At 68.4% G+C, this 23886-nt stretch carries 20 protein-coding genes and 1 pseudogene; 11 read left to right on the forward strand and 10 right to left on the reverse strand.

Annotated features, from left to right (window positions below):
- Positions 1-7: 7 nt before the first annotated feature.
- Positions 8-2941, reverse strand: coding sequence for an FAD-dependent oxidoreductase (locus KBC94_RS16230; RefSeq protein ID WP_294372226.1), 2934 nt, complete (start codon positions 2939-2941; stop codon positions 8-10).
- 107 nt (positions 2942-3048) lie between these two features.
- On the opposite strand from KBC94_RS16230, the gene KBC94_RS16235 reads away from it, so the two are divergent.
- The 5 genes from KBC94_RS16235 (at position 3049) to KBC94_RS16255 (ending at position 7923) form a co-directional block, all read left to right on the forward strand.
- Complete coding sequence (locus KBC94_RS16235; RefSeq protein WP_294372229.1) at positions 3049-3945, forward strand: dihydrodipicolinate synthase family protein; 897 nt, start codon at positions 3049-3051, stop codon at positions 3943-3945.
- A gap of 56 nt (positions 3946-4001) precedes the next feature.
- The gene (locus KBC94_RS16240) at positions 4002-4826 is read left to right on the forward strand and encodes an ABC transporter substrate-binding protein (protein ID WP_294372231.1); all 825 of its coding nucleotides are present in this window, start codon (positions 4002-4004) and stop codon (positions 4824-4826) included.
- 86 nt (positions 4827-4912) lie between these two features.
- The gene (locus KBC94_RS16245) at positions 4913-5644 is read left to right on the forward strand and encodes an amino acid ABC transporter permease (protein ID WP_294372234.1); all 732 of its coding nucleotides are present in this window, start codon (positions 4913-4915) and stop codon (positions 5642-5644) included.
- A gap of 24 nt (positions 5645-5668) precedes the next feature.
- Positions 5669-7123 carry a dihydropyrimidinase gene (gene hydA, locus KBC94_RS16250; RefSeq protein ID WP_294372236.1) on the forward strand — a complete coding sequence of 485 codons (1455 nt, stop codon included), beginning with the start codon at positions 5669-5671 and terminating at the stop codon, positions 7121-7123.
- A 113-nt stretch (positions 7124-7236) separates the two neighbouring features.
- Positions 7237-7923, forward strand: a complete 687-nt coding sequence (locus tag KBC94_RS16255; RefSeq protein WP_294372238.1) for a GntR family transcriptional regulator — start codon at positions 7237-7239, stop codon at positions 7921-7923.
- Between the two features lie 69 nt (positions 7924-7992).
- Here the strand turns inward: KBC94_RS16255 and KBC94_RS16260 are convergent, their stop codons facing one another.
- From KBC94_RS16260 to KBC94_RS16290, 7 genes and pseudogenes are all read right to left on the reverse strand, one after another.
- Positions 7993-8493, reverse strand: a complete 501-nt coding sequence (locus KBC94_RS16260) for a flavin reductase family protein (protein WP_294372240.1) — start codon at positions 8491-8493, stop codon at positions 7993-7995.
- A gap of 23 nt (positions 8494-8516) precedes the next feature.
- Positions 8517-9941, reverse strand: coding sequence for an NtaA/DmoA family FMN-dependent monooxygenase (locus tag KBC94_RS16265; protein WP_294372242.1), 1425 nt, complete (start codon positions 9939-9941; stop codon positions 8517-8519).
- Between the two features lie 216 nt (positions 9942-10157).
- Entirely contained in the window at positions 10158-11108 is a 951-nt protein-coding gene (locus KBC94_RS16270) for a helix-turn-helix domain-containing protein (RefSeq protein ID WP_294372244.1), read from the reverse strand.
- 166 nt (positions 11109-11274) lie between these two features.
- Positions 11275-12555 carry a TRAP transporter large permease subunit gene (locus tag KBC94_RS16275; protein ID WP_294372247.1) on the reverse strand — a complete coding sequence of 427 codons (1281 nt, stop codon included), beginning with the start codon at positions 12553-12555 and terminating at the stop codon, positions 11275-11277.
- The gene (locus KBC94_RS16280; RefSeq protein ID WP_294372250.1) at positions 12552-13139 is read right to left on the reverse strand and encodes a TRAP transporter small permease; all 588 of its coding nucleotides are present in this window, start codon (positions 13137-13139) and stop codon (positions 12552-12554) included. The genes KBC94_RS16275 and KBC94_RS16280 overlap by 4 nt, the downstream gene beginning before the upstream one ends.
- A gap of 55 nt (positions 13140-13194) precedes the next feature.
- Complete coding sequence (locus KBC94_RS16285) at positions 13195-13638, reverse strand: type II 3-dehydroquinate dehydratase (RefSeq protein ID WP_294372252.1); 444 nt, start codon at positions 13636-13638, stop codon at positions 13195-13197.
- Between the two features lie 26 nt (positions 13639-13664).
- Positions 13665-14681 (reverse strand): annotated as a pseudogene (locus KBC94_RS16290) (TRAP transporter substrate-binding protein).
- Between the two features lie 154 nt (positions 14682-14835).
- Here KBC94_RS16290 and KBC94_RS16295 point away from each other — a divergent pair.
- From KBC94_RS16295 to KBC94_RS16305, 3 genes are all read left to right on the forward strand, one after another.
- Positions 14836-15618 carry an IclR family transcriptional regulator gene (locus KBC94_RS16295; RefSeq protein WP_294372256.1) on the forward strand — a complete coding sequence of 261 codons (783 nt, stop codon included), beginning with the start codon at positions 14836-14838 and terminating at the stop codon, positions 15616-15618.
- A gap of 587 nt (positions 15619-16205) precedes the next feature.
- The gene (locus KBC94_RS16300) at positions 16206-17291 is read left to right on the forward strand and encodes a ThuA domain-containing protein (RefSeq protein ID WP_294372258.1); all 1086 of its coding nucleotides are present in this window, start codon (positions 16206-16208) and stop codon (positions 17289-17291) included.
- A gap of 71 nt (positions 17292-17362) precedes the next feature.
- Positions 17363-19576, forward strand: coding sequence for a PQQ-binding-like beta-propeller repeat protein (locus KBC94_RS16305; protein WP_294372261.1), 2214 nt, complete (start codon positions 17363-17365; stop codon positions 19574-19576).
- A gap of 140 nt (positions 19577-19716) precedes the next feature.
- On the opposite strand, the gene KBC94_RS16310 is transcribed toward KBC94_RS16305, so the two are convergent.
- Positions 19717-19944, reverse strand: a complete 228-nt coding sequence (locus tag KBC94_RS16310; protein ID WP_294372264.1) for a hypothetical protein — start codon at positions 19942-19944, stop codon at positions 19717-19719.
- Positions 19945-20357: 413 nt separating this feature from the next.
- A complete protein-coding gene (locus tag KBC94_RS16315; RefSeq protein WP_294372266.1) occupies positions 20358-20915 on the reverse strand; it encodes a DUF3592 domain-containing protein in 558 nt (185 codons plus the stop codon).
- Positions 20916-21218: 303 nt separating this feature from the next.
- Between KBC94_RS16315 and KBC94_RS16320 the strand changes: the two genes are divergently transcribed.
- The 3 genes from KBC94_RS16320 to KBC94_RS16330 are packed head-to-tail and all read left to right on the forward strand — an operon-like array spanning position 21219 to position 23885.
- On the forward strand, positions 21219-22217 hold the full coding sequence (locus KBC94_RS16320; protein ID WP_294372269.1) for an ATP-binding cassette domain-containing protein: 999 nt from the start codon (positions 21219-21221) through the stop codon (positions 22215-22217).
- A complete protein-coding gene (locus tag KBC94_RS16325; protein WP_294372272.1) occupies positions 22214-23059 on the forward strand; it encodes an ABC transporter permease in 846 nt (281 codons plus the stop codon). The genes KBC94_RS16320 and KBC94_RS16325 overlap by 4 nt, the downstream gene beginning before the upstream one ends.
- Before the next feature lie 22 nt (positions 23060-23081).
- On the forward strand, positions 23082-23885 hold the full coding sequence (locus KBC94_RS16330) for an ABC-2 family transporter protein (protein WP_294372275.1): 804 nt from the start codon (positions 23082-23084) through the stop codon (positions 23883-23885).
- Position 23886 lies beyond the last annotated feature (1 nt).

Below are 23886 nucleotides of genomic sequence, written 5' to 3' on the forward strand. Positions count from 1 at the left end.
GAGAAGGTCACAGGAAGCGGTCGATGCGAAAGGGCGTGAGGTCCATGCCGGCATCGCCATGTACGAGCAGTTCGGTCACCAGCTTGCCGGCGATGGGCGCCAGCGTGTAGCCGTTGGAGGTCACGGCGTTGTAGAAGCCCGGCACACCGGGCACCTCGCCCAGGATCGGCGCGCCGTCGATGTTGACGTTCATGCCGGCCCAGCAACGCACCATGTGCAGGCCCGCCACCGCCGGCAGCACGTGCCGCGCAACCCAGAGGCTGCCTTCGAGGCTGTCGCGCACCGCGCGGTTGAGGCGCATGGCCGGATCGAAGGCGGCCGTCCAGCCGCCCCCGATGAGCAGGCCGCCACTGGCCGCCTGCTTGAGACTGAGGTGCCGGTCGGCGTGGGCGATCAGGTGATCCACCACCGGCGGCGCGGGCTCGGTCACGATCATCTGCAGCGGCGCGCCCTGCACCGGGATGCGCACGCCCAGCATGTCGCCCACGGTGCTGGACCAGGCCCCGCTGGCGTTGACCAGCCGGCGCGCACGCACGGTGCCGCGCGAGGTGGCGAGCACGAAACCGGCGCCGTTGCCGGGCTGCCGTTCGATGGACTGCACGTTGCAGCCTCGCACGAAGCGCGCCCCGCGGGCCTGCGCGCGGGCGGCCAGCGCATAGGTGGCGCGCAGCGGGTTGATCTTGCCTTCCATGGGGCACAGCTCCGCGCCCAGCAGGCTTTCGGACAGGGCAGGGGAGAGCCGCCGCAGTTCGGTGCCGTCGATCACATGGGCCTCGATGCCGTGCTGGCGCTCCAGCGCGGCCTTGGCTTCGATGAAGCGCATGCCGGCCTCGCTGTCGGCCACCATCAGACCGCCGGTGATCTTGATTTCCAGGTCCTCGCCGCAGTCCTGCTCGATCTGCTGCCACAGCCGCACCGACAGCGGCCCGAGCGGCAGCGTGGCGGCGGCCGGCCCGCCACCGGCCTGGGCCTTGGCGCCGAAGTCGAAGCTCAGCAGCTGCACATGCAGGCTGCCGGCGTTGGCGCCCGAGGCCTGCAGGTTGAGCTCGTCCCGGTCGAGCACCAGCACATCCTGGCCGGCCTGCGACAGGTAGTAGGCGAGCGAGGCGCCGAGCACGCCCGCGCCGATGACGACCACGTCGGCCTGCATGTCGGGCAGCGGCGCGCTCTCGACGGGCCGCGCCAGGTTGGGCGTGATGGCCGGCTTGTGGCCGCCCCATTCGGGCTTCTCGAAACCCAGTGCCCCCGCGGGCACCGGCTTGGCCGGGGGGCGCGGTGCCAGGTACTGCTCCGGCGCCACGGCGCGGCCGGTCATCTCGGTCACCAGTTTGGCGGCGGTCACGGCGCAGTAGCGGCCCTGACAGCGGCCCATCCCGAGCCGGGTGTTGCGCTTGATGGCGGCCAGCGAGTCGCGGCCGGCGCGGATCTGCGCACGCACGTCGCCGAAGCGGATCTCTTCGCAGCGGCATAGCACGGTCTCGTCGGGCACTTCGGCCAGCGACATCGGCGGTGCCTGGTAGAGCGTCCACAGGGCGCGCTGGAAGGCCTCGGCCCGATGCAGGTCGGTCCGCGTGCGCGCGTCGGCGGCCACGGTGCGGCCCAGGGCACGCGCCGCTGCGCCGCCGGCCAGCGTGCCGCGGGCCAGCGCCACCCGCGCGCCGCCCAGGTCGGCGCCGTCGCCCACCACGTAGACGCCAGGGATGGACGTGGCGCCGTCCTCGGCCGTCGTCGTGGCGAGATGGCCCAGGTGCCGGCCAGCCGCATGGTGCGCGCAGCCCAGCATGCGGGCCAGCTCCGTCGACGGGATGAAGCCGTAGCCCAGGCACAGCGTGTCCACGTCGAAGGCAGTGGTCTGCGTCGGCGCGGCGTGCTCGGCGATCACCACGCGGCATACCCGCGCGTCCCCCTCGGCCGCGACCACATGGCGGCCCCAAAGCACGGGCACGCCGGCGCGACGCAGGAGCCTGAGGTAGCGGGCGCCCTGCCACACAAGGTCGGGCGCCGCACGCATCGCCGCCAGGGCGGGCTTGATCTGCGCGGCGGAAGGCGCCGGCGCGGACTCCACCACGGCCAGCACCTTGGCGCCGCCTTGCAGCAGTTCCACTGCCAACTGCAGATTGAGCGGACCGTTGCCGGCGATGAGCACCCGCTCGCCCGGTGCGACGCGGTAGGCGCGAGCCAGGGTCTGCGCTGCGCCGGTCGTCATCACGCCGGGCAGCGTCCAACCCGGAAAGGGCACGGGCCGCTCGTAGGCGCCCGGGGCGATCACCAGCTGGCGGCAGCGAACCACCGTCGCCCGCCCGTCGATGAGCGCACCAACCTCCTGGGGCGAGAACGCCGCCCAGACCTGGGCGCCCTGTTCGAAGCGGACGCCGGCCGCCTCGGCTTGCCGGCGCAAGGTTTCGCCCTGGGCGAACTGCCGGTCCAGCGGGGTATCGCTGCGGTGCGAAGGCGCCAGCGGCTTGAAGTACTGGCCGCCGGCCTGCGGTCGCTCGTCCAGCACCAGCACCGAGAGTCCGGTGCGCGCGGCCGTGCGCGCGGCGGCCAGGCCGGCGGGGCCGGCGCCGATCACCAGCACGTCGACCGTGCGCTCGTCGGGTGCCGCGCCGGCGGCCGGCGTCAAGGGCTGAAGGGGATCGTCCGGCGTGCCGGCCGGCATCTGTGAACGGATGTCCTGGCCGTCCTCGACCTTGGCCAGGCAGGCCCGCTGGCTGGCCCGGCCGTCGATGGTGACCAGGCAGTCCTGGCAGGCGCCCATGCCGCAATAGAGGCCGCGACGCTCGCCGCTGCGGGTGTGGCGCAACGCCACATGGCCGGCAGCGGTCAGCGCCGCAGCGACCGTCTCGCCTTCGAGGGCCGCAACGGGCTGCCCGTCGTAATGGATGCGGATGGTGCGGCCGGCCGTGGCGATAGAGGGATGGCGAAGGCGAAGGTCGGTCATCGGCGCGAAAAAGAACGGCTGCGAAATCGTGTTGATTTCACATATCGTATACGTATACTGCACGTATACCAACCGTATCGCGACCCTTTTTCGAGCAAGGACCGGGCATGACAGCGTTCCGTGGCACCTATACGGTGCTCATCACCCCTCTCACCGCCGACGGCAAGCATGTGGACGTGCCGGCCCTGAAGAAGCTGGTCAACTGGCAGATCGAGGAGGGGATCCACGGGCTGATCCCCCTGGGCAGCACCGGCGAATTCCTGTCTTTGGATGCCGAGGAACGCAATCTGGTGATCGAGACCTGCGTGTCCACGGCAGCAAAACGCGTGCCCGTGCTGATCGGCACCGGCGCAGAATGGACCGACGAATGCGTGCGCCTGTCGCGCGAAGCCCAGACCATGGGCGCGGACGGCGTCATGATCATTCCGCCCTTCTACAGCACGCCCACCGACGACGAGCTGTTCGCGCACTACCGCAAGGTGGGCGAGGCCATCGACATCCCCATCATGGTCTACAACAACCCGGCCACGGCCAATGTGGACCTCAAGCCCGAACTGGTGGCACGCCTGTCGCGCATCGACGCTTGCCAGTACATCAAGGAGTCCACGCTCGAGGTGACGCGGGTGCGCGACATCATCGAGCTGTGCGGCGACCGCATGACCGTGTTCGCAGGCATCCTGGGCTACGAGTCCTTCTGGCTGGGCGCGCAGGGCTGGGTGGCCGTGTGCTCCAACCTCATTCCGAAGGACTCGGCCCGCCTCTTCGAGCTCGTGGCCGACGAGCGCGACATGGAATCGGCCCTGGCGCTCTACAAGAAGATCCTGCCCATCGTGCGCTGGGTCGGCGGCCACCGCTATGTCGCCGCCTCCAAGGACGGCCTGGCCATGATGGGCCTGCCCGTGGGCCAGCCCCGCGCGCCGCGCCTGCCGCTGCCGCCCGAAGACCAGGCCGACCTGCGCGCCGAGCTCGACCGCCTGGGCCTGCTCGACTCCATCGCCGCCTGAGCACCGCCGCGCCTCACCCCATTCCCTTCACTTCGACCTGCCCCCGAGGACTTCCCATGAAACTGCGCTTCGCCTCCGTCGCCGCCGCGGCCCTGCTGGCCACCGGCCTCGCCTCCGCCCAGACCTGCAAGTCGCCCGTGCCCGATTCGGCACTGGTGAAGAAGGGCACGCTGACCATGTCGGTCAACCCGACGCTGCCGCCGATGCAGTTCGTGGACCAGACCGGTGCGCTCAAGGGCATGCGCGTGGAGCTGGGCGAAGCCATCGCCAAGCGCCTGTGCCTGACGCCGGAGTACGTGCGCATCGAGTTCTCGGCCATGATCCCGGGCCTGCAGGCCGGCCGCTGGGACCTGATCAACACCGGCATTTTCTACACCGAGGAACGCGCCAAGCTGATGCAGATGCTGCAGTACGAAGACCAGGCCATCAGCATCAGCACCGCCAAGGGCAACCCGCTGAAGATCGCCAAGCCCGAGGACCTGTCGGGCAAGACCATCGGCGTGGAGATCGGCGGCTTCGAGGAGCGCAAGGCACGCGAGCTGGACAAGCAGCTCACCGACAAGGGCCTCAAGGGCATGACCATCCGCACCTTCGAGAACTTCGCGATGGCCTTCCAGGCGCTGCGCGCCGGCCAGGTGGAAGTGGCCCTGTCCATCGACTCCACGGGGGCCGAGTACCAGAAGCGCGGCGACTTCGACCGCGTGCTGTCGGGCCTCTTCCCCACGCCCGTGGCGCTGGCCACCAAGAACAAGGAGCTGGCCAACGCCGTGGCCAAGGTGCTCAACGACATGAAGGCCGACGGCAGCTTCCAGAAGCTGTTCGACCAGTACGGCGTGAAGCCCATCGACGGCCCGGTGGTCGTCAAGGGACCGGCGGCCTGACAGGGCAGGGCGCCCGTCCCACGACGGGATGGGCGTGAGGCGCACCCCCGGCGGGGGTGCCATCGAAGCGACACGAAGGACGCCACATGGGCCAAGGCTGGAGCTGGTCGGGATTCGCCGACTACTTGTTCAACCCCTACATCCTCCAGGGCGCGGTGACGACCCTGTGGCTGACGCTGGCCGCCATCGCGGGCGGCCTGCTCCTGGGCTGCGCCCTGGCGCTGGCGCGGCTGTCGCGCCACCGCTGGCTCTCGGCCCCGGCGCACTTCTACATCTGGGTGTTCCGCGGCACGCCGCTCTTGGTCCAGCTCATCATCATCTACACCGGCCTGCCGCAGATGGGCCTGAAGCTGTCGGTGATCGAGTCGGCGCTGCTGGGCCTGATCCTCAACGAGGCGGCCTACCTGGCCGAGATCGTGCGCGGCGGCATCCAGTCCATCCCGGCCGGACAGACCAATGCCGCGCGGGCGATGGGCTTCACCGGCGCGCAGACCATGCGCTACGTCGTGCTGCCACAGGCCATGCGGCTGATCATCCCCACACTGGGCAACAGCATCAACGGCCTGCTCAAGACCACCTCGGTCACCTCCGTGATTTCGATGGAAGAGCTGCTGCGCCGCACGCAGGTGCTGATCCAGGAGAAGTTCATGGTGCTGGAGCTGTTCCTCGTCGCGGCCATCTACTACCTGCTCATGACGACGGCCTGGGACCTGATCCAGCGCCGCATCGAGCGCCACTTCGGCCGCGCCTACGGGCACGGCGCCGAGTCCAAGTCGCATGGGCCCGTACCCGGCGAAGCCGCCCTTGAGCAGCGCTGAAGTACAGACCCGCATCGCCCCACCATGGCCCACTACGACCTCATCGTCCGCAACGCGGACATCGCCACCGTCGGCGACCGCTACCGCGCCGACATCGGCGTCAAGGGTGGCCGCATCAGCGCCATCGCGCAGGACCTCGAAGGCAGTGCCGCCCGCGAGCTGGACGCCGCCGGCCGCCTGGTCACGCCGGGCGGCGTGGACGGGCACTGCCATTTCGACCAGCCCACCAGCGACGGCTCGAAGTTCGCCGACGACTTCGAAAGCGGCACCCGCTCCGCCGCCTGCGGCGGCACCACCACCGTGCTGCCCTTCGCGCTGCAGCAGCGCGGCCACAGCATCCAGGCCGCGGTGGACGAATACCACCGCCGCGCCGAAGGCAAGGCCTGCATCGACTACGCCTTCCACCTCATCGTCGCCGACGCCACCAAGGACGTGACGCAGCGCGAGCTGCCGCAGCTGATCGAGAAGGGCTACACCTCCTTCAAGATCTACATGACCTACGACGATCTGAAGCTGGGAGACCGCCAGATCATCGAGGTCCTGGCCACGGCCCGCCGCCATGGCGCCATGACCATGATCCATGCGGAGAACAGCGACTGCATCGCCTGGCTCACCGAACAGCTGCTGGACGCCGGCCTCACCGCGCCGCGCTACCACGCCGCCTCGCGGCCGATGGCCGTGGAGCGCGAGGCCACGCACCGCGCCATCGCCCTGGCGGAACTGATCGACACGCCGATCCTGATCGTGCATGTCTCGGGCCGCGAGGCGGTGGAGCAGATCCACTGGGCCCGGGGCCGCGGCCTGCCGATCCACGCCGAGACCTGCCCGCAGTACCTCTTCCTCAGCGCCGAGGACCTGGGCATCGACGAGAGCGACCCGATGCACGGCGCCCGCTGCATCTGCAGCCCGCCGCCGCGCGACAAGGCCAACCAGCAGTTCATCTGGAACGGCCTTTCCAGCGGGCTCTTCACCATCGTCTCGTCCGACCACGCGCCCTTCAACATGAACGGGCCCGATGGCAAGCGCGTCGCGGGCGACGATGCCTCCTTCGACCGCATTCCCAACGGCATCCCGGGCGTGGAGACGCGCCTGCCGCTGCTGATGAGCGAGGGCGTGATGGCCGGGCGCATCGACATCCACCGCTTCGTAGAGCTGACCGCCACCAACCCCGCGCGCCTGTATGGCCTGTACCCGCGCAAGGGCACCATCGCGGTCGGTGGCGACGCCGACCTCGTGATCTGGGACCAGTTCGCGCCGGGCGAAGAGATCACCATCCGCAACGACATGCTCCACCATGCGGCCGACTACACGCCCTACGAAGGCATGAAGCTGCGTGCCTGGCCCGCGACCACGGTCTCCCGTGGCCGGCCTGTGTGGCACGGGGGGCGATTCGATGCGGCGCCGGGCTCCGGGCTCTTCCTGCCTTGCCTGCGGCCGCGCGCGCCCCGCGACGGCAATCCGCTGGAAAAATGGCTCTGAGTGCCCATCCCGCCGTTGCGACGGGCGCGTCCATCACAGGCGCAGCCTGCGGCGCCCCGCTCGCGAACGTGTCGGCCTGCTAAGCTTTTGCCCTTCGCGCCACGCCGTTTCGCATGCCCACCCTGCCCAGCCCCGCCCAGCCGGCCACCATCACGATCGCGCCGCTCGAGGTGCGCTCGACCAGTCTGGCCGAGCAGGCCTACGACCGGCTGCGCACGCTCATCCTCGACCGCAAGATCTCGGGCGGCAGCCCGCTGCAGGAAGGCCGCCTGGCCGAAGAGCTGGGCATCTCCCGCACGCCCATGCGCGAGGCCCTGGTACGCCTGGCCGGCGAAGGCCTGCTGGTGCGGCGCGACGCGCGCTCGTACGCCGTGCGCGCGCTGGGCACCAAGGAATATTTCGACTGCATGCGCGCGCGCGAGGTGATCGAGGGCGAAGCCATCGCGTTGGCCGCGCCGCGCATCTCCAACGAGGAACTCGACGCGCTCGAAGCCGAGGTACGCGCCCTGGACGAGGGCGAGCACGACGAGACCGCCCACTGGCATTTCGACGACAAGCTGCACCTGTTCCTGGCCGGCGCCAGCGGCAACGTCGTGTTTCCGCGCCTGGTGGAGGAGCTGCGGGTGAATGCCCGGCTCTTCCGCCTGCACAGTCCGCTGCACCGCCAGCGCGAGAACCACGACGAGCACGGCCGCATCCTGGAGGCGCTGCGCAGCCGCGACGCGGACCGCGCGCGCGAGGCCATGCGCGCGCACCTGCGCAGCCTGCAGGAAGACGTGCGCCGCGCCATCCTGGACTGAGCCGCCGAGGCAGCGAGCCGCACGATCCCCGGCTCGGGACTGGCATCACCCCCGCCGTCCACGTGAGACTCAGAGCGCCGCCACGCGCCTGAACTGCTGGTTGAGGTACACCAGCGGGTCGCACGTCGACCCGGCCGTCCGCACCGCACGCACTTCGCCGAGAAAGATCGTGTGCGTGGTGTAGGGTATCTGCCGAACCACCGCGCAATCGAATGCCACGATGGCGGAGCCAAGCAGCGGCGCCCCCGTCACTGCGCGGTCCCAGACGCCGGTCTGGAAGCGCTCATGACGCCGTGACGGATCACTGAAGACCTGAGCCATGCCCTGGTCGGACGCCGCCAGCACATTCACCGCGAAGATGCCTGCCGCCAGGATGTCGGCGTGCGCCGAGGCACCCTGGTTGATGCAGACCAGCAGGGTCGGCGGATCCGCCACCACCGAGCTGACCGCGGTGGCGATCAGTCCGACGCGCCGCTCGTCCAGCTGGCTGGTGATCAGAGAAACGCCAGCGGCCAGCCGGCGCATGCCGGTCTTGAAAGCGTCCGGGACGTGGAGTTCATCGGTGACCATGGAGTGCTTCCGGCAGCGGCACCTCAAGCCGCCGCCGTCTCCTTGTTCCAGCTGACGCCCGTCCCGCCAGCGCTCTTCTCGGCCGCGCCCTTGAAGGCACCGCGGTATCGGGCGGCCGCGTGCCGCTCGGGCAGGCGCCCGCCCGTCTCGGGGAACATCTTCTGGCGAAGCGAACCCGAGGCGTACTCGCGCTGGGCCAGGCCACGATCCTGCAGCAGGGGAATGACATGCTCGATGAAGTCCTTGTACGACTGCGGGAAGAACTGCGCGATCATGTTCACGCCATCGATGCCCGCGTCCTGCCACTTCTCCAGTTCATCGGCAATGCTTTCGGGCGTTCCGACCATCCGGCCGCTGTACGACAGGGCCTTGACCAGGTCGGACACCTTGGCCTTCTGGCCGTTGTGGGAGTCCTCGTACATGCGGGCATAGCCCTGGACGCCCGACATGTTGGCCTGGTCAAGCGTCATGTCGGGGTCGAGGCCGCCCAGGTCGATGCCCATGTCGCGGCTGATGTGCGCGGCCAGGCCGTCGTAGCTCACCCACCGGTCGATCTCTTCCGACTTGCGCCAGGCTTCCTCCATGGTGCTTCCCACCACGAAGGAGAAGCCCTGAATGAACTTGATGTCGTCGGCACGACGTCCTGCGGCCACGGCCAGCTCGCGCTGCTCCGCGATGCCCTTGCGCGCGCCTTCCAGCGTTGGGTAGAGCACGAAGGTGCCTTCGGCATGCCTGGCAGCAAACTCGCGTCCCACCTTGGAGGAGCCCGCCTGATAGAGCACGGGCACGCGCTGCGGTGTGGGCGACACCATGTGCGGTCCGAGGACGCTGTAGCGCTTGCTTTGGTGATAGATGCGATGGATCTTGTCCGCATCGGCATAGATGCCGTTGGCACGGTCCGCCAGAACCGCGCCTTCGTCCCAGGAGCCTTCCCACAGCTTGTAGACCACGTCCATGTATTCCTCGGCCCAGCGGTAGCGCTCGTCATGCTCGACGATCTGGTCGAAGCCGAAGTTCTGGGCGGCGTTGTGGGTGGCGCTGGTGACGATGTTCCAGCCGATGCGGCCCTTGCTCAGGTGATCGAGGGTGGACATGCGGCGCGCGAAGCTGAACGGATGCTCCGACATGATGGAGCTGGTGAAGGTCAGCCCCAGGTGCTCGGTCACCCCGATCAGCGCGGCACACAGCGCGCCGGTGTCGTTGCACGGGATCTGCATTCCTTCCTTGATGTACGTGTCCCACGATCCGTTGTAGGCCGGATCGATGCCCAGGATGTCCGCCAGGAACAGCGCATCGAACTTGCCTTTTTCGAGGAGCCTGCACAGGTCTTTCCAGGTGTCCAGGTCATCGAAGTTCATCTGCGTCGTTTCGGGATGACGCCAGGTGCCGTGATAGATGTGGGAGACCACATTCATCGAGAAGCAATTGAAGATCAGACGTTTACGCATGAGGAGTTCCGGGTTGTGGGCGTTGGGAGATTCCAGTCTAGGAAGCCCTCCGACCCGGGTCTTGGCTCTGCGCGCACGCGCATTGTTCTGCGAGGGAATGGCTTGATGCGGCACGTCGACGGCGCAAAGCCGCGGCGTCTGCGCGACAGTGAAACAGGGATGTCGCCTGCCGCCTCGCGCACGATGCGCGAGCGCTCGGCCGAGCTTCGTGCGTATTCAGCGGGCGGCTGCGGCCCGATGTTCCCTCGGCGTATGGCCGAACTTCGCGCGGAAGGTGCGGCTGAAATGCGAGAGGTCGTTGAAGCCCCAACGGTAGGCAATCTGCGAGATGGACAGCGCCGGCTCGGCGCTGCGCAGGTCCTGCGCACAGTGCTCGAGCCGGCTCTCCAGAAGGATCCGCCCGAAGGACCGACCACCTTCTTCGAGCACCTTGTGCAGGTAGCGTGCAGATACCCGGAAGTGGGCAGCCACGCTCGATGGTGAAAGATGCGGGTCCGCCGCGTTCAGCTCGATGTGCTTGGTGACGGTGGCACAGAAACCTTGCCGGGCGCTTTGCTGGGCGGACTCGCGGGCTTGCGCCGTGGCACCAAGGGAGAGCGCGACCAGGTTGACGAGGCTCTCTCCCAGCTTCGCACCGGCGGCATCCGGAACGGCTTGCGCGCGCTGCGCGATCAGGGTCAGGAAATCGATGGCCATGCTCCCCAACCCGCCATCGTTGGCGACCTTGATCGCAGTCTTCTGTTCCGGGCGCTGCACCAGCGGTCGCAGCAGATGGTGCGGAATCCGGAACGAATGCTGCTCCCAGTCGTCGCTGCAGTAATCGTTCAGGTAAGGCTGCGTCGAATCCACGATCGAAAACTCACCGGGACCGAGGAGTGCGTCGCGTCCGCCCTGGATCATTCGGCACTGTCCCCGCGTCTGCAGGTTGAGGAAGTACACCTCGGTCGGCATGCGCCGGATCTCGGATGCTCCCCGGTAGATCTCCTGGCGCGACGACGAGATCGTGGTGACGTTGATCGTGGATAGCGGATGTGCGCTGACCCGCCCCACGAACTGCCGCTCGTCGGCCACCCGCGGATCCAGCGCCACATAGGTCTGGCAGAGCACGTCACGCCAGAACCCGAACTTGTCCCGGCCTGAAAGGTTCTCGGTGGTCCAGGTATGCATGGTTTTGGCGCAGGGACGTCAGGCGGTCCGCGACGACAGCAATAACCATGCCGAATTCTTCCGCCGGCGAGCCCTCGCAGCCCCGGGGCCGCAACGCGATGTCACGCCGCGAGCCGTGCCGCAGCGGCGAGGCGCGGCGAGGCGACCCGCCTCGCCCCGCTGCGCCTCAGCCGCCGAACCAGCGCGCCGGCACGATCACCAGTTGGGGAAACAGCACCATCACGAACATGATGGCGAACTCCGCCGCCATGAAGGGCAGCACCCCGCGGGTGACCTCGTCCATCTTCATGCGGCCCACACCCGCCACCACGTTCAGTACCACGCCCACCGGCGGCGTGATCAGACCGATGGAGTTGTTGATGATGAACATCACGCCGAAGTAGACCGGGTCGATGCCCGCCTTGATCACCACCGGCATCAGCACCGGCGTGAGGATCAGGATGGTCGGCGTCATGTCCAGCGCGGTGCCGACCACCATCACCAGCACCATGATGCCGATCATCAACAGCACCTTGTTGCCCATGAAGGGCTCCAGCAGTCCCACCACCTTCGATGGCAGGTCGGCCACGGTGATGAGCCAGGCGCTGACCATGGCCGCCGCGATCAGGAACATCACCACCGCGCTGGTCTTGGCCGCCGCTACGAACACGTCGCGCAACTGCCAGAAGTTCAGCTCGCGGTAGACGAAGGTCGCCACGGCAAAGGCATACACCGCCGCGACCACCGCCGCTTCGGTGGGCGTGAACACGCCCATGCGCAGGCCCACCAGGATGATCACCGGCAGCAGCAGCGCCCAGCCCGCCTCGCGCGCGGCCGCGAGGATCTCACGGCGGCTCTTGCGCGGCGGCGGCGCGACCTTCTCGCGCCGCACCACCCAGGCCCAGGTGATCCACAGCGCGCCGCCGATCATCAGCCCCGGCGCGATGGCCGCGAGGAAGAGCTTGGAGATCGACACATTGGCCGCCACGCCGAAGATCACCAGCCCGATGCTGGGCGGGATCACCGGCCCGATGATGCCGGTGGCCGCGATCAGCCCGCCCGCGCGGGCCTTGTCGTGACCGGCGGCAGTCATCATGGGCAGCAGCAGTGCCGTGAGCGCCGCGGCATCGGCCACGGCCGAGCCCGAGAGGGCCGACAGCAGGCAGCCCGCCATGATGGTCACATAGCCCAGCCCGCCGCGCACATGCCCCACCAACGAGAGCGCCAGGTTGACGATGCGCTTGGACAGGCCGCCCACGTTCATGATCTCGCCGGCGAGCATGAAGAAGGGCACGGCCAGCAGCGGAAAGCTGTCGGCACCGCCGATGAGGTTCTGCGTGAGGATCTGCGCGTCGAACAGGTCCAGCTGCCACATCAGGGCCACGCCGCTGGCCAGCAGCGCGAAGGAGATCGGCATGCCGATGGCCATGGCCAGCAGCAGCGATCCGATGAACACGGTCAGCGTCATGGCCGGCCTTTCTGGGAATGTGGGTTCGGTTGTGCCTGCGAGGCCTGGGCGTTGCCCAGCACCTGTGCCAGCGCCGCGGCCTCTTCCGACTCCTGCACGGCGACGAGTTCGTCCTCGCGCAGGCGGCCCGTAAGCAGGCGGCCCAGGTCGATCAGCAGCAGCAGGCCACCGCCGATGGCGAACACGATGCCCACGCTGTAGACGATGGCCATCGAGAGGCCGGTGACCGGCGCCTCCACGTCCCAGTTGATGCGCGTCTGCACGATGCTGCCCTGCAGAAGCAGCCACAGCATGTAGAGCATCAGCAGCTGGCTCAGCAGCAGGCACAGCTTCTTGCCGGCAGGCGGCAGGCGGCCGACGACCATGTCCACGCCCAGATGGGCGCGCTCGTGCAACGCCACCAGCGCGCCGAGGAAGGTCATCCAGATGAAGAGCCAGCGCGAGACTTCTTCGGACAGCAGGATGCCCGAGTTGAAGCCGTAGCGCAGCACGACGTTGCCGAACACGAGCACGACCATCACGGCCAGCATGAGCGCAACCAGGTTCTCCACCGCGCGGCAGGCGCGGTCGATCCAGCGATTCATGATGAGGATCTCCCGGAGCGCGCCGCAGCGGGCGCGCTCCTGTGGAGGCCGGGCGTCAGCGCCGGGCCTCGCGCACGATCTCGACCAGCCCGCGCAGCGCCGCAAGGTACGACTGAGGCCCAAGGCCCTGGATCGTGCCGCGCACGGCGGGCGAGATGATGGAATGCGCCCGCCAGCTCTCGCGGGCGGCAATGTTGGACATGTGCACTTCCAGCACGGGGAAGGGCATGGCCTTGATGGCATCGTGCAGCGGCACGCCGTGCTGCGTCAGGCCGGCAGGGTTGACCAGCGCGCCGTCGGCGCTGTCGATGTGCTCGTGCAGGAAGTCGATCAACGCGCCTTCGTGGTTGGACTGCAGCGTGTGGACCTGCACGCGCAGCTCTTCCGCCAGGGCGGCGATGCGCGCATTGATCTCCGCCAGCGTGGTGGTGCCGTAGATGTGCGGCTCGCGGCGGCCGAACAGGTTGAGGTTGGGTCCGTGCAGGACGAGGATGTTCATGGAAGCGCTCATGCGGGTTGCGGAAATCACTGCTTGCGGATGCGGGCCAGCTCATCCTTGTAGAGCTTGACCATGGCGGGGTCGTACTGCGCGGCGAACTTGTCGATCACCGGCTGGGCGATCTGACGCATGCGGGCCTGCTGGTCGGCCGACAGCTCGTTGAACTGCGCGCCCTTGGCCTGCAGCTCGCCCAGCGCCTTCTGCGCGGCGGCGCGGCTCACCTGGCGCTGGTAGGCACGCGACTCGTCGGCGGCCTCGCGCATCCACTTCTGCTCCTGGGGCGTGAGCTGGTCCCAGAACTTCTTGCTCACCAGCACGATGTTGGCGGCGTACACGTGGTTGGTGGCGCTGACTTACTTCTGCACTTCGTAGAACTTGTTGGACAGGATCACCGAGAAGGGGTTTTCCTGGCCGTCCACCGCCTTGGATTCGAGCGCACCATAGAGCTCCGCGAAAGGCATCGGCACGGGGTTGGCCTTGAAGGCCTTGAAGGTGTCGAGGAACACGGGGTTCGGGATCACGCGGATCTTCAAACCCTCCAGGTCTTCCGGCTTGGTGATGGCCTGGCGGCTGTTGGTCACGTTGCGGAAGCCCAGGTCCCAGTAGCCCAGTGCCACCAGGCCCTTCTCGGGCAGCTTGGCGATCAGCGCCTGGCCCAGCGGGCCGTCGAGCAGGGCATCGGCCTGCTCGAAGGTGGCCACCGAGAAGGGGAAGTCGACCAGTCCGAACTCCTTGACGATGCCCGCGAGCGAGGTGGTGGCCGGCGCCGACATCTGCTGCACGCCGCCCTGCAGCGCGGCCTGCTGCTGCATCTCGTTGCCCAGCTGGTTGGACGGGTACTCCTGCACCTTCATCTTGCCGCCGCTCTTGGTCGAGAGCAGTTCGGCGAAGCGCTTGACGCCGAAGCTCACCGGATGGTCGGGGTTGTTGAGGTGGCCGAAGCGGATGGTGCGCTCCTGCTGGGCAACGGCGGGCAGGGCGAACGCGGCGGCGAGGCCCGCGGCGACGAAGGCTCGGACGAATTTCTTCAAGGTTGTCTCCATGAGGGTTGGACGGTGGCCGGCCACTCGGACCCGCCAGGCGGCGCGATCATAAGCACATGTGGAAAGAATTTCCACAGTGAAAATCTATTCGGTGCTTTGGTACAGTGGCGCCCGTCCAAGAAATCGCCGACCTCTGTCGGCCGGGAGCCGAAACATGAGTGGTGTGATGGAACGCAGCTTCAAGGTGCTCGAATACCTTGCCGACCATCCTCAGGGTTGCGCGCTGTCGGTGCTCGCCAGCGAGCTGCAGCTGCCGCTGTCGGCCACCCATCGCATCCTCTCGGACCTCGTGCGCTGCGGCCATGTGCGGCAGGACGAGCGCGACGGCCACTACCAGATCACCATCAAGCTCGCTGCCCTGGGCCTGGCCTTCCTCAGCCGCTCCGGCGTCGTGGATGTGGCGCAGCCGCTGCTCGAGCAGCTGGCGCAGACCTCGGGCGAGCTGGTGCGGCTGGCGGTGGTCGATGGCGAGGAACTGACCTTCGTCGCCAAGGCCCAGGGCGCCACGCGCGGCCTGCGCTATGACCCGGACATGGGCCTGTCGGTGGAGCTGTCGTGCAGCGCGGCCGGTCATGCCTGGCTGTCGACCCTGGGCGACGACGAGGCACTGGCCATCGTGGCGCGGCGCGGGCTGGGCAGCCCCAAGGACTTCGGCCCCAAGGCACCCACCTCGATCAAGGCCGTGATGACCTATGTGAAGGCCGCCCGCCAACGCGGCTTCAGCATGATCAACGAGGTGTTCGCACCCGGCATGACCGCCATGGCAGCGCCTGTGGCCGGCCCCGGCGACAAGGCCATCGGCGTCATCACCATCGCCGGGCCGGCCGTGCGCCTGACGCCACAGCGCATGGAAGAGCTGGGCCCCGCGCTGCTGGAGACCGCACAGGACGTCTCACGCGCCAGCGGCGCCTCGCCGCTGTTCCGCCGCCGGGCCTGAGCCACCCGCACTCGGCAGGCAGGCCGCACGCGGATCATCCTGCCGGCTCTTTGGCGCTGCTTCGCAGCCCCGCCGTCGCGCAACTGCTCCTTGTGAGCCGCGTGCGCGCCCACGCCTGCGGCGCCGGTCAAGCCGCCCGCCCTTATTGCCTTCATCGCGCCACGACATGCGCGTGCCTGTGCCTGTGCGCAGGCGTCCCATCCATTCGCGGCCAGCCCTGAGCAGCCACCGAGGCTCGAATCGGAACAACATTTTTTCTTGGAAAACTTTTCCTGTTTGATTACGATGCGCCCACACGGGAAGCATCAAGAGAACAGGAGACACGCGTGAACGCAGCCAGATGGCCGCGTCGAAGGTGCCTGCGCCTTCGTACGACGGACCTTGAGACCAACGCCATGCATGCACGCAGCGCGCCGGGTGCGCGCGGCGACCCACCCCCACGATTCCCCGACCGACCCGCCTGAAGTGCGGGCCGTCCGTCGTCGCGCCTTTCCCCAACCCCTTTCACCGCCCGGCGCCGATGCGCCATGGCCGGGCGTGCCCCTGCGCGCCCCGGCCGCCCTTCTCAGCAAACCCAGGAGACAACCTTGACCCTCTTTCATGCCCAACTCTTGCGCGCCGCAACGGCCGCATGCCTCGGCCTGGCGCTGGCCGCATGCGGCGGCGGCAGTGGCGGCAACGACAACGCAGCGGCCGCTGCGCTGCTGGCCGCCGCCTCGGCCAACAACCCGCCCGCCAGCGGCAACAACCCACCGGCCACCACACCGCCGACGACCACCCCACCCGACGATCCGGCACCCGCCGATCCTGACGACGACAGCTTCGACACCTACTACAACGTGTGCCGGGGCACCAATCCCAAGTGCTATCACGACTGGGGCGCCTTCGCCTCGACGCCTGACCGTGTGCTGATCTACTCGCGCACCGCCGGTCCGCGCCACGCCAACCTGGGCACACCGATGGCCGCGGGGCTGAACCCGACGCTCAACCCCGACAACCTCATGCAGGCCGGGCTGATCCGCATGCTCAAGGCAGAGGGCATCACGGCCGACTGGACGGAGGATGTGTCGGTGCTCTCGGGCCGCATCAACAACTACAAGGCAGTGATCTTCGCCAGCCCCAACCGCGACACGCTGTGGAACGACGCGGTCACCACCAGCAAGGACGCGGCCCGCACCGCGCTGCGTAACTACATGCGCCGTGGCGGTGGCTTCGTGGGCCTGCACAACGCCTTCGGTGCGGAATACACCTGGCCCTACTACGAAGGCCTGCTGGGCAATGCCAACTTCTACAACCACGGCCCCAACCGCGCGGGCGACGTGCTGATCGTGGCCGATGACCCCTCCACCAAGGACCTGCCCAAGCGCTTCTCCTTCCAGGACGAGTGGTACAACCTCGAGCCCTTTCCGACGAACGTGAAGTTCCTCGCGACCGTGGACACCTCCACGCTCAAGCCCTTGACGGCCGCGCCGCATCCGGGCCATGAAGGCTTCCATCCGGTGGCCTGGTGCCAGTACTACGACGGCGGCCGCGCCTGGGTCACCTCGCTGGGCCACAACGGCGACTCCTTCGCGGAGAACTACTCCGGCGTGGGCTCGGAGTTCTTCCAGAAGCTGGTCGTGCAGGGCGTGAAGTCGGCCATGGGCCTGACGCCCTTCTGCACCACGCCCTGACCGGGCCACACGCGGCCGGCATCTGCCGGCCGCGCCTCGTTCTGCCTCACGCATTCTTCGGAGACAACGTCATGAGACTCACCCACCTGGCGACGGTGCTGCTTTCCGCCGGCGTCATCGGTTCCCCCCTTCTGCTGGCCGGCTGCGGCGGCGACTCGAACAACGGCGGCGTGCTGCCCATCGTGCCCGCGCCCACCCCGGCGCCGTCCCCATCGCCAACGCCCGCCCCACAGCCCGCGCCAGCCCCGGCCGCCGCGTTGTCCGACTGCTGCACCGCCGGCGACAAGGACTTCCCGAAGGTGGGCGGCAACCTCGGCAACCAGAACTACACGAGCCTGGGCGCCATCGACAAGAGCCGCGTCGGCCAGCTCGGCGGCGCCTGGGTCAACCGCGTCGAAGGCGGCGTCGTGAGCGGCAACAGCCAGAGCACCACGGTGGCCGTGGACGGCGTGCTGTACATCGAATCGGCGCAGGGCAACCTGATCGCGGTCGACGGCAAGACCGGCGCCACCAAATGGAAGTGGACGACGCCCTACGGCGCCATCACCCGCCGCGGCGCCGCGGTGGCCAAGGACCTGGGCCTGGTCTTCACCATCGGCGGCGGCAACCGGCTGGTGGCCCTGGACAAGGACACGGGCAAGGTCGTCTACGTCAAGCAGTACCCCACCTCGTCGTCCGATGCGGCCTTCCTGGGCGCGGTGCAGAAGGTGGCGCTGGTCTACCACGACAAGCGCCTGTTCATCGGCACCAACGACGGCAACCGCGGCGCCGCCTTCACGGCCGACGCGGCCACCGGCAAGGTGCTCAATGCCTTCTGGGGCGTGCCCCGCGCCGGCGAGATGGGCTACGACACCTGGGGCGGTGCACCCGACAGCGACCGCACCGGCGCCACGCCCTGGATCCACCCGGCGGTGGACCCGGCCCTCAAGACCGTGTATTGGACCTTCGGCAACGTGCGCGGCGGCTCGTCGCAGAACGGCTCGACGCGGCCGGGGCAGAACCTGTTCGCCAACTCCATCGTGGCGCTGGACATGGACACGGGCGCCTACAAGTGGCACTTCCAGTCCGTGCACCACGACATCTGGGACATGGACAACGTCATGTCGCCGGTGCTGGCCGATGTGAAGATCAACGGTGCCGACCGCAAGGTCGTCATCTACGGCAGCAAGACGGGCATGTACTACATCCTCGACCGCCGCGACGGCAGCGCGCCGCTGGGCATCGACGAGATCCCGGTCAAGCAGGACGTGCGGCAGGCCACGTCGCCCACGCAGCCCTTCCCGCGGCAAGGCGCCTGGACCGAGACCTGCATGGTCAATCAGGCCTTGGGCACCGCGATTCCGGGCGATCCGAACCGCGCCGTTCCCAACTACCTGACGGGTTGCCTGTTCGACCCGCACTGGGACGTGCCGGTGCTCACCATCCCCGGCCATGGGGGCGGCGCCAACTGGAATCACCAGTCCTTCAGTCCGCGCACCGGGCTGGTCTACACCGGCATGGGCTATGTGGCCGCGGCCCATTCGCTCACCGAGGCCAGCAACGGCCTGCGGCCGCCGGGCGAGTACCAGACCGGTGCCGTGGTGGCGGTCGACCCGAGCACCAACCTGGTCAAGTGGAAGAAGCCGATGCCGTACTCGCTCGCCCATGGGAACGGCATCCTGAGCACGGCGTCGAACCTGCTGTTCATCGGCCAGCCCGACGGCAATCTGCTGGCCCTGGACGCACAGGACGGCAGCGAGCTGTGGCGTTTCCAGACCGGCTCGGGCATCAGTGCCAGCCCCATCGCCTACGAGATCGATGGCGAGCAGTACATCGCCGTGTATGCGGGCGGCACGAGCATCCCATACGGCAACTCGGCACCGCGGGGCGACTACCTTTGGGCCTTCAAGGTGGGCGGCACCGTGCCACCGGCCGCCACGCCCACGCCGCCCGAGGTGCGCCGGCCGGTCTCAGGCTCAGCGGTGGAAGGCGCCGCGCTGCCAACGCCCAACACGGTGTTCCTGGCCCGCGTGCAGACCGCCACCAACGCACCCGGCACCACCGAGTCGACGGCGGTGAATGCCATGACGCCCACCTGGATGCGTGTGCCGGCCAATACGACGGTGACCTTCACCAATCCGGCCGACAACCCCAACACGCACTGCGCCACGCAGTTCTTCGAAGGAGCGTTCAACTTCCGTCTGGCGCCGGGGCAGTCGGCCAACTACACCTTCACGCAGAAGGGCGAGTACTTCTACAACGACTGCTACAGCCCGCGGCCTACGGGGAAGATCGTGGTGTATTGACAGGCACCCCCAAGCCGCTTCGCGGCTCCCCCTCTCTAGCGCCTTCGGCTTGGAGGGGGCGCACCCAGAGGCCTGGCGGAGCCAGTTCCTCGGGTGCCCTGGCATGGGCCGCGTCGGTTCACGACCGCGGCCCTTTTTTCCTAAGGAAGCCTCAGGTCCATGCCGAGCGCCTGGGCCACGCCGAAGGTGAGGAGCAGCACGGCCGTGAGCACCAGGATGAAGACGGCAGCGACCTTGCCCGCCGTGAGCAGTAGCGCGCGTTTGCTCAAGCCCTGACCCTGTTCGTAATGCCACTTGATGGCGAAGAACATCGTTGCGCAGAAGACGAGCGCCTTCAGAGTGATGAAGCCGACGGGAACCCATTCCATGGGACAGATTGGATACGTCGGTGCGTTGGGCGGGAACTGGGCAAATTGTCCTAGCGCACGGTTCATTCGACGCGCGGGTGTGTGCTTGCGTGCATCGTGGCGCTATCGCCGTTCGGCGCGTCGGCCGTGGCGCGCTGGTGACCGTCGTGTGGTCGGATACGGTGCTGCCGTCGGACGGAGGGACGCGCCAGTGCGCAGGCCGCCCGGTCGTCTCTGACCGTTGCACCATCCGGGGAGCTGATGACGGCCTTGTTGAGATCGAGGCCGGGCGCGGGATGGTCGTTTTGGCGTATGCGACCGATCAACCGGCCAACGGCCAGTTCGTTGCGCACCTCAGCGATAGCGCCTACTTCGTCCGTAGCAGACTTCCGGTCCGCCAGAAGAATTTGCGGCGCTTGCGGCATTAAGGTGCGTCACTTTTCCTTCCCACGCCACGATGCTGGATGGAGCGTGGTGATGCCAAGCAAGAGACCCGACGCAACAAGAAGCCAGTGGAACGCGCCACCGTCCTGTGTAACCTCGAGCGCAGCATTATGTGGATTGCCTGGTTCGTAGATAACGGAGACCCAACTCCCAATGGGACGAGTGCTCGCCTGCAATTCTGCTTGGCTGTGTTGGTGTTTGCACCCGTATGTGCCAAACGCCACACGACGACTGACGTAGCGCCTGTCATCCACAACGTACTCATAGCTCCATTCGGGACACCATAAGCGGCCGGCTTTTCCATCCGACGAAACGATCTTCACTGAGCGCACGATGCCGTCAGTTCGCGGCCAACTACTTTGCGAGCGCTCGAGGAGGACCCCCTTCACGCCGTAGACAAGGAGCGAAACACCAAACGTGGCAATCACGAACGCAAAAATCAATTGTCTCTTGGCGACCATCATCGTGCGCAAACTATCAATGCGGCAGATTCCGCATCGACTGATGAATTCCTTGCTGACAAGCGCATGTTCACGGATCTGTTCCAAACGTCTGCCATTGGCCGAAACCCGCCGGCAGAGAGGATAGCCCGAACGCCGGCGTCCGCTGCAAAGCGTAAGTTCAAGACGCTCAAGCGAGTGGCTGGCCCAGACCAACCGCAGCCGCTCTCAGACCGAGGCCGGCCCTTCGCCCCGGCACGTCGCCGCATCGTCCGCCCGCCCCAGCCAGCGCACCAAAGCCAAAGCCTCAACCACCGTCGCATGCCGTCACCCAGGCCATCGGATAGCATCGCGCCCCCCACGGCCGCAGCCTCTGCATCGCAGGCGCCTGCGCCGTGCGGACACGCCCCCATGACTGCCCACATCCACGTCGACCGCCTCACCAAGGTCTACCGCATCGCCGAGCGCGATCCGGGCCTGCGCGGGGCGCTGCGCGGCCTCTGGCGGCGGCGCTACCGGACGGTGGAGGCGCTCGCCGGGGTTTCCTTCGCGCTGCAGCGCGGCGAATTGCTGGGGCTCATCGGGCCCAATGGCGCCGGCAAGTCCACCACGGTCAAGCTGCTCGCCGGCATCCTGCGGCCCGATGGCGGACGCATCACCATCGACGGCCGCGATCCATTTGCCGAGCGCGAAGCGCATGTGGGCCGCATCGGCGTGGTGTTCGGGCAGCGCACCCAGCTGTGGTGGGACCTGCCGGTGGAAGACGGCTTCGACCTGCTGCGCGACATCTACCGGGTGGACGCGGCCGACTACCGCCGCACGCGCGACGAACTCGTCGCGCTGCTCAACCTGGAGGGCGTGCTCGGCCAGCCGGTGCGCCAGCTCTCGCTCGGCCAGCGCATGCGTGCCGAGATCGCCGCGGCGCTGCTGCACCGGCCCGACATCCTGTTCCTGGACGAGCCCACCATCGGCCTCGATGCGCCTTCCAAGCTCGCGGTGCGCGACTTCGTGCGCAGGGCCAATCGCGAGCGTGGCACCACGGTGCTGCTCACCACGCACGACATGCACGACATCGAGGCGCTGGCCCAGCGGGTCATCATCGTCGGCCATGGCCGGGTGCTGGCCGACAGCCCGGTGGAGGCGCTGCGGCGGCAGGTGCTGGCCGAGCGCCGCCTGGTGGTGGACTTCGCCGGCACGCCGCCGGACGGAACTGAACTCGCCGGCACGCCCGTCGCGACGCGGGAGGGACGCACGCTGGTGCTGCGCTTCGACCCGCAGCAGACGCCCGCGGCCGACCTGATCGCCCGCATCGCAGCGGCCCATGCGGTGGAGGACATCCGCATCGAGTCGCCGTCGATCGAGGAGGTCATCGCCCGCTTCTACGCCCTGCACGGCGCGGCCGAGGCATGAGCGGCCGCCGATCGGTGCCGGATGGCCGCGCGCTGCGGCCCTACCGCGCGGCCTTCGTCTCGCGCTTCCTGCAGATGCTGCAGTACCGCACCGCGGCCTTTGCCGGCTTTGGCACCCAGTGCTGGTGGGGCGGCATCAAGGTCATGGTGCTCGCGGCCTTCTACGCGGCCGACGCTGCGCCCATGCCGCTCGCCCAGGCGGTCACCTACACCTGGCTCGCGCAGGGGCTGCTGGCCTTGCTGCCGTGGGCGGGCGACCCCGAGGTGGCGCAGGCGGTGCGCACCGGTGCCGTCGCCTACGACCGCCTGCGGCCGGTGGACGCCTACGGGCTGTGGTTCGTCCGCAGCGCGGGCTGGATCGCGGCGCGGGTGCTGCCGCGCCTGGCGCTGATGGCCGCCTTCGCGGCGATCCTGCTGCCCCTGGCGGGCTGGGGCGACTGGTCATGGCGCCCGCCCGTGAGCATCGCGGCCGGGGCGGCCTTCGGGGTATCGATGGTGCTGGCGCTGCTGCTGTCGGCAGCGCTGGTGATGCTGCTCAACGTGGCCGCCGTGGCAGCGCTGGACGCCCGCGGCATCAACATGCTGGCGCTGCCCGTGGTGATCCTCCTGTCGGGCAACCTGGTGCCGCTGGCGCTGCTGCCGGACGGCTGGCAGCGCTGGCTGCTGCTGCAGCCGTTGGCGGGGCTGCTGGACATCCCGGCGCGGATCTACTTCGGGCAGTTGGCGGGCGCGGACGCAGTTGGCGGTCTGCTGCTGCAGGTCTTCTGGATCGCGGCATTGGCGGCCGCCGGTCGGTGGGCGCTGCAGGCTGCCTTCGCGCGCCTGGAAGTGCAGGGCGGCTGAGGCCATGGCACGCAGCGGCTCCATGGGCAACGCCCGCCTGTTCCTGCGCTTCGCCGCGGCCTCGATCGCGGGCCAGGCCCGCTATCCCGCATCGGCGCTGATGCTGGCCGCCGGCCAGTTCCTGGCCACGGGCATCGAGGTCGTCGGCATCTGGGCGCTGTTCGACCGCTTCGGCAGCCTTCAGGGCTGGCGTCTCGGCGAGGTGGCGCTGTTCTACGGACTGGTGCACGCCATGTTCGCGCTGGCTGACATGCTGGGCCGCGGTTTCGACGTGCTGGGCACCGACTTGCTGCGTACCGGCGCCTTCGACCGACTGTTGCTGCGCCCGAGGCCGGTGGCGCTGCAGCTGATGGGGCACGATCTGCGGCTGAGCCGCCTGGGCCGGCTGCTGCAGGCCGGGCTGGTGCTGGCCTTCGGCAGCGTGCAGGCGGGCATCGACTGGACGCCGGCCGCCATCGCGGTGGCCGTGTTCGCCGTCGCGGGCGGCGTGGCGCTCTTCCTGGGCATCCTGGTGCTGCAGGGCGCGCTCGCCTTCTGGACGGTGGAGAGCCTGGAGATCGCCAACGTGTTCACCTATGGCGGCGTGGAGGCGGGGCAGTACCCCATGTCGCTGTACGCGCGGTGGTTCAGGCGCCTGCTCACCTTCGGCGTGCCGCTGGCCTGCGTGGCCTACTACCCCGCACTGTGGGTGCTGGGCCGCGCCGATCCGCTGGGCGCGCCCGCCTGGGTGGGCGCCGTCTCGCCCCTGGCGGGCTTTGTCTTTCTGGGGCTCGCGTTCGGCGTGTGGCGCCTGGGCCTGCGCCGCTATGCGTCCAGCGGCAGCTAGC

It is taken from the genome of Pseudacidovorax sp., assembly GCF_017991995.1.
Classification (GTDB): domain Bacteria; phylum Pseudomonadota; class Gammaproteobacteria; order Burkholderiales; family Burkholderiaceae_C; genus Xenophilus.

What these genes read in the sequence shown, in the direction of transcription:
- KBC94_RS16295 (WP_294372256.1), top strand. Translation starts at nt 14,836, where the DNA reads ATGAGTGGTGTGATGGAACGCAGCTTCAAGGTGCTCGAATACCTTGCC.
- KBC94_RS16265 (WP_294372242.1), bottom strand. Translation starts at nt 9,941, where the DNA reads ATGCGTAAACGTCTGATCTTCAATTGCTTCTCGATGAATGTGGTCTCC.
- KBC94_RS16260 (WP_294372240.1), bottom strand. Translation starts at nt 8,493, where the DNA reads ATGGTCACCGATGAACTCCACGTCCCGGACGCTTTCAAGACCGGCATG.
- KBC94_RS16235 (WP_294372229.1), top strand. Translation starts at nt 3,049, where the DNA reads ATGACAGCGTTCCGTGGCACCTATACGGTGCTCATCACCCCTCTCACC.
- KBC94_RS16270 (WP_294372244.1), bottom strand. Translation starts at nt 11,108, where the DNA reads ATGCATACCTGGACCACCGAGAACCTTTCAGGCCGGGACAAGTTCGGG.
- KBC94_RS16310 (WP_294372264.1), bottom strand. Translation starts at nt 19,944, where the DNA reads ATGGAATGGGTTCCCGTCGGCTTCATCACTCTGAAGGCGCTCGTCTTC.
- KBC94_RS16330 (WP_294372275.1), top strand. Translation starts at nt 23,082, where the DNA reads ATGGGCAACGCCCGCCTGTTCCTGCGCTTCGCCGCGGCCTCGATCGCG.
- KBC94_RS16285 (WP_294372252.1), bottom strand. Translation starts at nt 13,638, where the DNA reads ATGAACATCCTCGTCCTGCACGGACCCAACCTCAACCTGTTCGGCCGC.
- KBC94_RS16245 (WP_294372234.1), top strand. Translation starts at nt 4,913, where the DNA reads ATGGGCCAAGGCTGGAGCTGGTCGGGATTCGCCGACTACTTGTTCAAC.
- KBC94_RS16325 (WP_294372272.1), top strand. Translation starts at nt 22,214, where the DNA reads ATGAGCGGCCGCCGATCGGTGCCGGATGGCCGCGCGCTGCGGCCCTAC.
- KBC94_RS16255 (WP_294372238.1), top strand. Translation starts at nt 7,237, where the DNA reads ATGCCCACCCTGCCCAGCCCCGCCCAGCCGGCCACCATCACGATCGCG.
- KBC94_RS16280 (WP_294372250.1), bottom strand. Translation starts at nt 13,139, where the DNA reads ATGAATCGCTGGATCGACCGCGCCTGCCGCGCGGTGGAGAACCTGGTT.
- hydA (WP_294372236.1), top strand. Translation starts at nt 5,669, where the DNA reads ATGGCCCACTACGACCTCATCGTCCGCAACGCGGACATCGCCACCGTC.
- KBC94_RS16320 (WP_294372269.1), top strand. Translation starts at nt 21,219, where the DNA reads ATGACTGCCCACATCCACGTCGACCGCCTCACCAAGGTCTACCGCATC.
- KBC94_RS16275 (WP_294372247.1), bottom strand. Translation starts at nt 12,555, where the DNA reads ATGACGCTGACCGTGTTCATCGGATCGCTGCTGCTGGCCATGGCCATC.
- KBC94_RS16230 (WP_294372226.1), bottom strand. Translation starts at nt 2,941, where the DNA reads ATGACCGACCTTCGCCTTCGCCATCCCTCTATCGCCACGGCCGGCCGC.
- KBC94_RS16240 (WP_294372231.1), top strand. Translation starts at nt 4,002, where the DNA reads ATGAAACTGCGCTTCGCCTCCGTCGCCGCCGCGGCCCTGCTGGCCACC.
- KBC94_RS16305 (WP_294372261.1), top strand. Translation starts at nt 17,363, where the DNA reads ATGAGACTCACCCACCTGGCGACGGTGCTGCTTTCCGCCGGCGTCATC.